Origin of the sequence: Brevibacillus sp. FSL K6-0770, from assembly GCF_038000275.1 — a bacterium.
Classification (GTDB): Bacteria; Bacillota; Bacilli; order Brevibacillales; family Brevibacillaceae; genus Brevibacillus; species Brevibacillus parabrevis.
Genome location: NZ_JBBOBQ010000001.1, coordinates 3,073,075 through 3,084,425, shown reverse-complemented (window position 1 = coordinate 3,084,425; position 11,351 = coordinate 3,073,075). Strand labels below are relative to the sequence as shown.

Sequence of the window (11,351 nt, the reverse complement as noted above, 5' to 3'; positions counted from 1 at the left end):
ATGGGACACGAATACAATGGCCTGGAAATAGCCGTAATCGGCCTGGCAGGAAGGTTTCCGGGAGCAAGCAATGTCGCGGCGTACTGGGAAAACTTGAAAAACGGCGTGCACTCCATCCAGACGTTTTCCGAAGCCGAGCTGATCGAGGCGGGGGTAGACCCGCAAGCCGTCAAAAGTGCAGAGTACGTCAAGGCAAAAGGGTATTTGGAGAGCGGGAATCGCTTCGATGCCCGTTTTTTTGATTATACGCCACTGGAAGCGGAGCTTATGGACCCGCAAATGAAGGTGTTTCACGAGTGCATTTGGGAAGCGCTGGAGGATGCCGGCTATGCCGCGCAGGTCGAGCAGAAGCTGATCGGCTTGTTCGCAGGAGCTTCCCCGAACCATATGTGGGAAGCGCTGATGAGCCTGTCGGGAAAAAGCGAGGCGATCGGCCACTGGGCTGCCACCCAGCTTGTGGACAAGGACTATTTGAGCCTGCGGATCGCGCATAAATTAAACCTGAAAGGCCCTGCCTTAACGATTTATACCGCTTGCTCGACTTCGCTTGTCGCTGTGCACATGGCGGCCCAGTCGCTGTTGAACGGCGAGTGCGATCTGGCATTGGCTGGCGGGGTTACCGTGACGCTGCCAGGAAAAAGCGGCTATGTCTATCAGGAAGGAATGATTTTGTCGCCAGACGGCAAATGCAAGGCGTTTGATGCAAACGGACAGGGCATTGTCGGCGGAGACGGGGCGGGCGTCGTCGTATTGAAGCGATTGCAGGATGCCATCGATGATCGCGATCAGATTCACGCCGTCATCAAAGGCTCCGCTGTCAACAATGACGGTATGCAAAAAACCGGGTTTACGGCCCCGAGCACAATCGGACAGGCGGAAGTGATTCGCACCGCGCTTAAGGTAGCGGAAGTAGCGCCAGAGAGCGTCGCTTATATCGAGTGTCACGGAACAGGGACACCGCTTGGCGATCCGATTGAACTGGAAGCGCTGGAGCTGGCCTATCAGCCTTCGCAAAAACACTCGTGCGCGCTCGGCTCGGTCAAGACCAACATCGGTCATCTGGACAGCGCAGCCGGGATCGCTTCGTTCATTAAGGCAGTGCTGGCTATCAAGCATCGCCAGCTTCCGCCTTCGCTGCATTTTCAAAGCCCGAATCCGCATTTGGACGTAATTGAGAAAGGCTTTTACATCAATGACAAGCTGACGGAGTGGGAAAAAACGGATGAGCCGCTGCGGGCCGGGATCAGCGCATTCGGAATCGGGGGAACCAATGCCCATGTGATTATCGAAGAAGCGCCTGCCGTGCGGGAAGCAAGCGCTGGCCGAAGTTGGCAACTGATGTTGCTCTCGGCCAAAACAGAGCAAGCCCTGGAGCGATATAAGCAAAATGTTGAGGAATACTTGCATGCTAATCCAGATGCACGTCTTGAAGATGTTGCCTATTCGCTGCAGGTGGGACGAAAGCATTTTCCCGTTCGAGAAATCGCGCTTTGCAACCAGACGCTGGCACAGCCGCTCCGCTTTATCGGGCAAGATTCCAAAGCTGCTTTCGCCAAGGAAAAGCTTTCCGTCGCTTTTGTATTCCCTGACTTTGCCGCAGACAGCTGGGAGGAGGGCGAGCTTGCAGAAATCGTCCATCTGTGCCAGGAAGAGCCTGCCGTCCAGCAAGTAATGGCACAAGCGCTGCGCTTGTTGAATCAGCAAGTGTTTGGGCAGGCGGCTGTGTCCATCGCGGAGCAGCTGCGCGCGCCGAAGCACGGGCAAGCTTTGCGCTTTGCGCTCTACTATGCGATCGCCAAACTGTTCAAAGACTGGGGCGTTGAACCGCAAAGCATGTGGGGATACGGCAAAGGCAATCTGCTAGTCGAGTGCCTGGAGGGGCGCCTTGCTTTTGGTGATGCGATTCACGCGCTCGTGGGTCGCGATCGGCTTGACCACTTTGCGCAAACAGAAAGCAATCGCCCTGTTTCCAAACCGGATGGGCTGTGCCTGATCTTTGGCTCGGCACAGGCTGGGGAACCTGGCATGGAACAAGTCGCGGCTTATGGTCACCAGCTCAGGCTGGAGCGCATCCATTCCTACGCCATTTTGGAAGCGCTGGGAACGATGTGGTTGTACGGTCAGGAGATCAATTGGACTGCCTATTATCAACACGAAGAGCGAAATCGTGTGTCTTTGCCAACCTACGCCTTTGACTCGCAGGAATTTCCTGTGGATAAAAGTCTGTTCAACTTCGGGCAGTTCGCCAGCCGTCTTCAGCCCAGCGAGAGCAGCGCGGCGCACAGAAGGGAAGACATCCGTTCATGGTTTTACGTGCCTGCATGGGAAAGCTCTGCTTTGCCAGCCTATGCAGAAAAAGCGATTGCCAGCGAGGCGACCTGGCTCATTTTCCAGGATCAGGCTGGCTTGGGGGAAGCGCTGGCGAGCGAGCTGAAAGAGCGCGGCGCCACGTATATTATCGTCGAGCAGGCCGAGCGCTACCAGCGAGTGACGTCTGCCCACTACAGACTGAATCCGCAAAAGCCGGAAGAGTTGGACAGCTTGCTGGACGATTTGCAGAAGGTACCGGATTGCATCAGCTATCTATGGACAGTGACGCCGCCAATCGAACCGGAGCTGGCGGCCGTTGAGCCGAGCCAGCAGCAGTTTTTTTACAGCCTGTTGCAGCTTGCCCGGTACATCGGGAGCAAGGCTGGCAGCAAAAAGATGCGCTTGCAGATCGTGACGAACGGACTGTATTCCGTTACCCAGGACGAACCAATCTGCCCGCTGAAAGGGGTCGTGCTCGGGGCAAGCAAGATCATTCCTTACGAATACCCCAACAGCAAAGTTTGCACGGTCGACATCGAGCTTCCAGCGGGCGACAAGCAGACAGGTAACCATATGGCGCTGGCGGCGAATCTGCTTCGGGAATTTCAGTTTGATTTTCCGCACAAGCAAGTGGCGCTCCGCGGCAAAAGCAGGTGGATTGAAGCGGTGCGCGAGCCTGTGCTCGTGAAACAGCCGGAAAAGCTGCCGCTGCTCAAAGAAAAGCTCGTCTGCCTGATTACCGGGGGACTGGGCGGAATGGGCTTCGCCTTGGCGGAGTATTTGGCGAAGAGCTATCAGGCGCGGCTCGTCTTGATCGGACGCTCTGCTTTTCCGCCGCGCGAGCAATGGACGCAATGGATCGAGGACAAGCCCGATCATCACTTGTCCGGCAAAATTCGCACGATCCTGTCGCTGGAACAAGCCGGGGCGATGATCGACGTTTACAGCGTGGATATTTCCGATTATTCCGCCATGCAAAAGGTAGTTCGTGAGGCGGAGACGCGGTTTGGGCCGATTACTGGCGTTTTGCACACGGCCGGGGTTCCTGACTACGCAGGGGTGATCCAGCGCAGGACGAAGGAAATGACCGACCCGATCTTGCTGCCCAAAGTACAGGGAACGATCGTGCTGGATACGCTTTTTGCAGAACGCGCACTCGATTTCTTTATCTTGTTTTCCTCCATCGGCAACTACATTTACGGGCGCAAATTCGGTCAAGTCGGCTACAACGCAGCGAATGAGTTTTTGGATGCGTTCGCCGCCTATCGCTTGCAGAAACGGGCTGGCTACACAGCCTCGATCAACTGGAACGACTGGGCCGAGGTAGGGATGTCCGTCACCGCGATGGAAAAAAACCGCAGCATGAATCGGCAAGTCAACGAGCGGCAATTTGCCGAAGAGGCGATCTCGCCGCAGCAAGGGGTAGAAGTGCTGCGCTACCTTTTGGAAAACCAGTTTCACCGGGCCATCGTCTCTGTTCTTGAGCTTCCTGCTTTAATGGAAGAAAGCAATCAGCTCAGCGAAGAGTTCATCCTGGAAAAAGAAGCGGCAGTCGCCGTGCAGGCTGAGCTGGTGCCCGCCAAAATCAACCGCGCAACGCTGTCCGAAGCCGAGCTGACAGAGATCATCGCGGACGTATGGCGCAGTGTATTGGGAATCGCAGCGATCAGGAGCGACGAGGACTTCTTCGCTCTAGGCGGAGACTCGCTGAAGGCGATCACGATGATTGCGCTTCTCTATAAAAAGCTGGATGTCAAACTGCCTCTGCCGACCTTTTTCAACAAGCCGACGATTGGCGAGATCGCCTGCTTTATCCGCGGGGCGGACCGGACAGATTTCTCGCAGATTCCCAAGGCGCAAGAAAAAGCGGGCTATCCTTTGACTTCCGGACAAAAACGACTGTATTTCCTCAGCCAAATGGAGGAAGCGAACAAGCAGTATAACAATATCATTGCGTTGCGCGTGAAAGGTTTGCTTTCCTACGAAAAATTGGAGCGATGCCTGAACGAGCTGATTCGCAGACATGAAAGCTTGCGCACCTCGTTCCAGCGCATTGATGGGGAGCTGCTGCAGGTCATTCACGAGCCGTTCCCGTTTCCTGCCGACTACAGAGAACTCAACGAGCCAATCAGCGATGCGCACATCGAAGCGTGGATACAGCCGTTTGATCTCGGCGTTGCTCCTGTATGGAAGGTGGGTATTTTCAAGGAAAGCGAGCAAAGCCACGTGCTCGTCTTCAACATTCACCATATCATCACAGACGGCACCTCCAACTCGATCTTGATTGACGAGTTTACGGCTTTGTACCAGCAGGATGGACAGTCTTCTGGACTTCCCGCTTTGTCTGTTCAATACAAGGATTACGCAGAGTGGCAGCAGGAAAAGACAACGCTCGCCGGACACCAGGCGGACCAGGAGTATTGGACCGGGATGTTTTCCGGCGAAATTCCGCTGCTTGACCTGCCGACGGACTTTTCCCGCCCGCCTTACAAAACGTATCGCGGAGGCATGGAGATGTTTTCCATCCCGCAACGCCAAGCCGACGAAATCAAGCGGATGGCCACGAGCCATGAAGCGACGCTGTACATGGTTTTGCTGGCGGCATGGAACGTTCTTTTGGCGAAGCTCGGCAATCAGGACGAGATTATCGTAGGGATTCCGACTTCGGGACGGAATCACAGCGATATTCAAAATGTGATCGGCATGTTCGTTCAAACGCTTCCGCTCAAAAGCACCGTACGCAGCGACATGACCTTTGCCGAGCTGCTGAACGCGATCAAAGGAAACATGTCCCACGCCCTGGAGCACCAGGACTATCCGTTTGAAGAGCTGGTCAGCCAGATCGAGCTTTCCCGGGACTTCGGGCGCAACCCGTTGTTTGATGTGATGTTCGCGTTTCAAAATGTCAGCCGTCAAGGGAGCGGTGAGAACCATTCGTCTGCCGGGCTGCAAATCGAGCCGTATTCGTTCAAAACAAACACAGCCCGCTTTGACTTGACCTTGGATGGCGAAGAACGGGAAGGCGAGCTGTTTTTTACCGTAGAGTACGCAAGCGATCTGTTTACAAAAGAAACGATTACCCGTTTTATCCGCTATTTCCAAAAGCTTTTGCAAGATGTGATCGCGCAGCCGCAGCAAAAAATGAGCCAGCTTTCCTTGCTGGATGCCGACGAGCGGGAGCGGCTAGTCAGCGGGTTCAATCAGACAGCAGGGGAATATCCCGAGCAACTGCTGGTGCATGAGCTTTTTGAAGCCATGGCCGAAAAATGCGCTGATCAGCCTGCGCTAACGTTCCACAACCAGACGATGACGTACCGTGAACTGGATGCGCGGGCCAACCAGCTCGCTCATGCGCTCAAATCGCATGGCGTCGGCGCGGGCCAGGTCGTCGCCCTCATCGCTACCCGATCGTGCGACATGATTGCGGGACTACTAGCGATTGGCAAGGCGGGCGGCGCGTATTTGCCTGTCGATCCGAGTCTGCCAGCCAATCGAGTCGCCTATATGCTTGCGGACAGCCGTGTCCGGGTCATTTTGACCAATACGACCGTGGAGGCAGCAGGCGAGCGGCAGGTCATTGACATGCGCGATCCTTACGTTGCGGCGCAGCCTCAAGAACGGCTGCCGCTGGAAAACAGCAGCACCGATGTGGCGTATTGCATGTATACCTCAGGCACGACCGGATTTCCCAAAGGAATTTTGATTGAGCACCGCGCCTTGATCAATTTCCTTCACGGCATGACCGATGTGCTTTCTTTCGGCGAAAACGAGAAGTTTTTATCCTTGACGACCGTTTCTTTCGATATTTTCTGGCTGGAGAGCATCCTGCCGCTGTTGACAGGCCATCAGGTGGTGATTGCCGATGAAGACTGCCAGCGAGATGTGCTCAAGCTGGCAAGCCTGGTCAGACGTGAAAAAATTACCGTGATGCAGACGACGCCATCGCGCTTGAAGCTGTTGCTGGCGGAGCCGGAATTGGCCGGGCAGCTCAGTCGCCTGCGCTACTTGCTGATCGGGGGAGAAGCTTTGCCGCAGCCGTTGGCAGATGCAGCCGTGCGACTGTTGCCGGAGGGTCGAGTCTACAACCTGTACGGTCCTACCGAAACGACCATTTGGTCCACGATTCAGGAAGTGGCGGCGACGCAGCCTGTGACCATCGGCAGACCGCTCAAAAATACCCAAGTCTATGTTCTAAGTCCAGAGCTGATGCCGCAACCTGTCGGCGTCCCTGGCCTTTTGTATATCGGCGGGCACGGTTTGGCCCGTGGGTATCAGAACAATCCAGAGCTGACCCGAGAGAAGTTTATCGACAACCCGTTTCGACCTGGCGAAAAAATGTACGCGACCGGAGACATGGCAAGGTGGACGCGGGAAGGCTTGCTCGACTATTTGGGACGAACCGATTTTCAGGTGAAAATACGCGGTTACCGGATTGAGCAAAGCGAAATCGAAAATTTGCTCGATGCCCATCCTGCTGTTGAAAAAGCGGTGGTGCATGTCCAGCAGGACGCTCAGCACGAACAGCTGCTGGTCGCGTACTATACGGCTGCCTATCCGGTAACGAGCCAGGAGCTGCGGGACTATTTGCGCCAACAACTGCCGGAATATATGATTCCGTCCTTGTTCATGCCGCTTGCGCAGATTCCGCTGACCATCAACGGCAAAATCGACCGGAAGTCGCTTCCGGAGGTAACCGGGGTCGCAGCAGAGCAACAAGAACTGGTCGAGCCGAGGGACGAAGTAGAAGCGAAGCTGTACGACATTTGGCGAAACGTACTGCGCAGCGAAAGCATGAGCGTCCGCGACCGATTTTTTGAGCTGGGCGGAAACTCGATTCAAATCATGCAGCTCGTGTATGAAATCAACAACAGCTTTGCATGCTCCATGCAGTTCAAAGACTTTATCGAACTGCAAACAATCGAGGCGATTGCCGGTTTTATTCGCGAAGCGATCCACGAAGAGCGCGTAGCCGACTTGCCAGCCTTGATACCGGAGCCAAGCCAATTGCATGAACCGTTTCCGTTAACGAATGTGCAAATGGCCTATTATTTGGGCAGAAGCAGCAGCTTCGAGCTGGGCGGAGTCTCGACGCATTCGTATCAGGAGATTGTCACCAGGCTCGATATCTTGCGTCTCAATCATTGCCTGAATTTGTTGATCCGCAGGCATCCCGCGCTGCGCACGATCTTTTTGCCCGATGCCCGCCAGCAAATTTTGGCAGACATACCCGAATACGCTATCGACATCCGCGATTTGCAAGGATGCGACAAGGAAGAAAAAGCGGCGATTCTGGCAAAAGAAAGAGAGCGCATGTCCCATGCGATTTTCCGTCCGGGGCAATGGCCGCTTTTTGAAATCAAAGCGTTTCGCTTGAACGGGCAAGAAAGTTTGCTGTGCATCAGCTTTGACTTGCTCATCATGGATGCTTACAGCCTGGAGATTTTAGGGAAAGAGCTGCAAAAGCTGTATGAAGGCGCTGCGGACGAGCTAGATGAATTATCGCTTTCCTTCCGGGATTACATGATCGGCTACGAGCGACTGAAAACCAGCAGCTTGTATTTGCAGGACAAGGAATACTGGATGGCAAAGCTGGACGATTTTCCGCTGGCACCGGAAATCCCGTTGCAGGTGCAACCGTCCCACGTCAAAAATCCGTACTTCCAAAGAAAGTCGAAGCGATACGCCAAAGAAAGCTGGCAAGTTTTGAAAAAGGCGGCCCAGAAGCACAATTTGACTCCTTCGGCGGTTTTGTGCACGGCGTATGCCGAAGTGCTGGCGAATTGGAGCAATCAACTGGACTTTAGCCTGAATTTGACCTTGTTCAATCGTCTGCCGTTGCACCCGGATGTGGATAAGCTTGTCGGAGACTTTACGTCCGTTGCGCTGGTCGAGGTACGGCTGCATCCAGCGGATACGTTCTGGGAGAAGGCAAGAAAAGTTCAGCAATCGCTGATGGAGGCGTTGGCTCATCGCCATTTTGACGGGATCGATGTGATGCGGGAGATCAGCAAGCAGCGAGAATTGGGCAACAAGGCTGTCATGCCCATCGTGTTTACGAGTGCCTTGTTTGAAAATGAAGACAGTGTCCAACAAGCGACTGACGATGCGGAGTACACATCCGAATGGGAAAACGATACAAGCGGCATCACGCAAACTTCCCAAGTCTATCTCGACAATCAGGTGGCGCTCCTTGACGGAAACATCGTCATCAACTGGGACTACATCAGCGAGTTGTTTGACCCCGTGGTGATTGACACGATGTTCGCCCAGTACCTGACCCGGATCGATACGATCTTGAACGACGAAGCTGAAAAGGAGTTGCCTTCGGTATCCGCCAGTGACAGAGCTGCGATTGATGCGTACAACGATACGGCCGTGGACATTGCGAGCAAAACATTGCACGGGCTGTTCGAGGAAACTGTGGCACAAACTCCTTTTGCCGTCGCAATCGAGGACGGCGAGACGCAGATCACGTACGAAGCGCTGAATGAGCGCGCAAACAAAGTCGCGAGCTGCTTGCGGCACATCGGCGTCGCTCCCGGCGATCTGATTGGCGTCATTGCCAAACGGGAAATCGCCACCTTTGCCTATTTGCTCGGCATTTTAAAAAGCGGCGCTGCCTATGTACCGATTGATCCTGACTACCCGGCGGATCGTGTGGACTACATCCGCAGACACAGCCAATGCAAGCTCGTGCTTGAGTCTGACTTTTACGAGCGGAACGAGCTGGAGCATGCTGCAAAAAAATACGAGGCTGCGGCTGTTCAGCCGGAACAGTTGGCCTACGTGATCTACACCTCGGGAAGCACGGGCAATCCAAAAGGAGTCATGATTCGGCATGTAGCCGCCTGCAATACGATCCAAGATATCAATCAAAAATTCCATGTTGCCGCTCATGATCGGATTTTGGGCGTATCTTCGCTCTGCTTCGACTTGTCCGTCTATGACATTTTTGGCGCGTTTGCCGCCGGAGCGACACTCGTGCTTGTCAAAGACCAAAAGGATATGGCCCAGCTTGCCGACACGATTACGGCGAAAAACATTACGATCTGGAACTCCGTCCCTGCAATCATGGATCGCGTGGCAGCGGAGAAAAAGGAGCGCGGCGAGCAGCGAGATGAGCAGCTTCGTCTGGTCATGCTGAGCGGCGACTGGATTCCGCTCACGCTGCCGCAAGCGATTCGCGAAAGCTTCCCTGGGGCGGAAGTCATCAGCTTGGGCGGGGCTACCGAGGCATCCATCTGGTCGATCTACTACCCGATCGACGAGGTTGGACCCGAGTGGAAGAGCATTTTTTACGGAAAGCCATTAGCCAACCAGCAGTTTTACGTGCTCAACTCGCGGATGGAGCTTTGCCCGCTTTCTGTACCGGGCGAACTGTATATCGGAGGAAGAGGGGTTGCGGACGGTTACCTGCATGACGCCGAAAAGACCAATCGCTCCTTTGTTCATCATCCGCAATTCGGCTATATATACAGGACAGGGGATTACGGGGTGCTGCACCGCAACGGGCTGATTGAGTTTTTGGGCAGAAAGGACCAGCAGGTAAAAATTGGTGGATATAGAATAGAATTAGGAGAGGTAGAATCACGTCTGCTGCAAATCGACACGGTGAGAAATGCGATCGTGCTGGTGGCGGGAGAAGCAGACAAGCGATTGTATGCGTATCTCGTGCCGGAAACCGAACCGCACGACCGGGATGCTTTTATAAATGAGATCAGGAGCAGGCTTGCCAAAGCTTTGCCCGATTACATGATACCGTATCATTTTATCGTCGTGGAGCAACTGCCGCTGACGGCCAACGGAAAAGTGGATGTACAGGCTCTCTTGAAGCTGAAACCGACTGGCACGAGCACCGGAACGGCATACGTCGCTCCCCGCAATGAAGTGGAAGCGAGCATCGTCGCTGTGTTTCAGGAAGTTCTGGAGACTGATCGTGTAGGTGTGCTCGACAACTTTTTTGAGATGGGCATTCATTCGTTGCAGATCGGAATGATTAACAGCAAGTTGAAAGACGTATTTGCCAGGGAAATCCCGATCCTCGCCATGTTCGAGCACGCCAATATCCATGCGCTGGCTGCCTATTTGACAGCGGAAAACGACGACCAGCCAGACGAAGGACAGGAAGAGACGATCAACGTCCGCAACCAGGGAAGAGAGCGGATCAAGCAAAGAAATGCGAAAAGAAGGAGGAACTCTGAAAGTGAATAAAGCCGAACTGCTGCATTTTTATACGACATTTACTCCCAACACCGATCCCGGTGAATACGGCTATCTCTTTCATGAGTTGCCCCAAGGCTTGCCAGAGCTGTGCCGATTAATCAAGTGCCAATTGATCCATCCCACGATGATCAAAAAAGTGAGGCATTTGCTGACCGATTATACGCGCAATGAAGACGAGAAATTTTACAAGATCACGGAAATGCTGGAGGCTCTGGTCGAACGCAACGCAGATGGCCTCACGTTTGAACGTTTGCCAAGCGAGCGGCTGCTCATTTCTTGCCGCTTTCATTCGCTGCTGCTGATTTCCATGCTGCGCTCCCGGGGACTCCCGGTGCGCAGCCGGGTCGGCTTTGCCAGCTATTTGTCCGAGAACGGCAGGAAATATATCGATCACTGGATTTGCGAAGTGTGGGAAGAAGCCGAAAAACGGTGGATCAGGGTCGATCCCGATTGGGAACTCATCGATATTCAGGGCGATGAGTTCCTGATGGCGGGTGACGCGTGGCTGATGGCACGCGACAAAGAAATCAATCCCCAGCTTTTCGGGGTCAAAAAATCGTGGGGGATGCACTACATCCGCAACAACTTGTGCTATGACCTGAATGCCGTTCTTGGAAACGAGCTGTGCTACTGGGACTATCCTCCGCTTTGCCAAAAAGAGATGGACGAGCTGGACTGGGAAGAGCTGCAACTGCTCGATGAGATCGCTCTTTATTTGCAAGACCCCGATGAAAATTACGCACAACTGCAAGCGTTGTTTTCCGAGCATAAGTTCCTGCACTTCAAAAGATAGGGCAGTTGTTCGATTAAACTCTAAG

At 54.0% G+C, this 11,351-nt stretch carries 2 protein-coding genes and 2 pseudogenes; all 4 read left to right on the top strand.

All coding sequences use genetic code 11. The annotated features are described in order from the left end of the window. Positions 1-8,610: pseudogene (locus NST23_RS14545) on the top strand (amino acid adenylation domain-containing protein); the annotation flags it as partial. A 75-nt stretch (positions 8,611-8,685) separates the two neighbouring features. Then, positions 8,686-10,107: pseudogene (locus NST23_RS28465) on the top strand (amino acid adenylation domain-containing protein); the annotation flags it as partial. Next, the gene (locus NST23_RS28460) at positions 10,087-10,521 is read left to right on the top strand and encodes a phosphopantetheine-binding protein (protein ID WP_429827559.1); all 435 of its coding nucleotides are present in this window, start codon (positions 10,087-10,089) and stop codon (positions 10,519-10,521) included. The pseudogene NST23_RS28465 and the gene NST23_RS28460, both read left to right, overlap by 21 nt. Further along, positions 10,514-11,326, top strand: coding sequence for a transglutaminase domain-containing protein (locus tag NST23_RS14540; protein WP_122966465.1), 813 nt, complete (start codon positions 10,514-10,516; stop codon positions 11,324-11,326). Before NST23_RS28460 ends, NST23_RS14540 begins: the two co-directional genes overlap by 8 nt. The last annotated feature ends 25 nt before the right edge of the window (positions 11,327-11,351 follow it).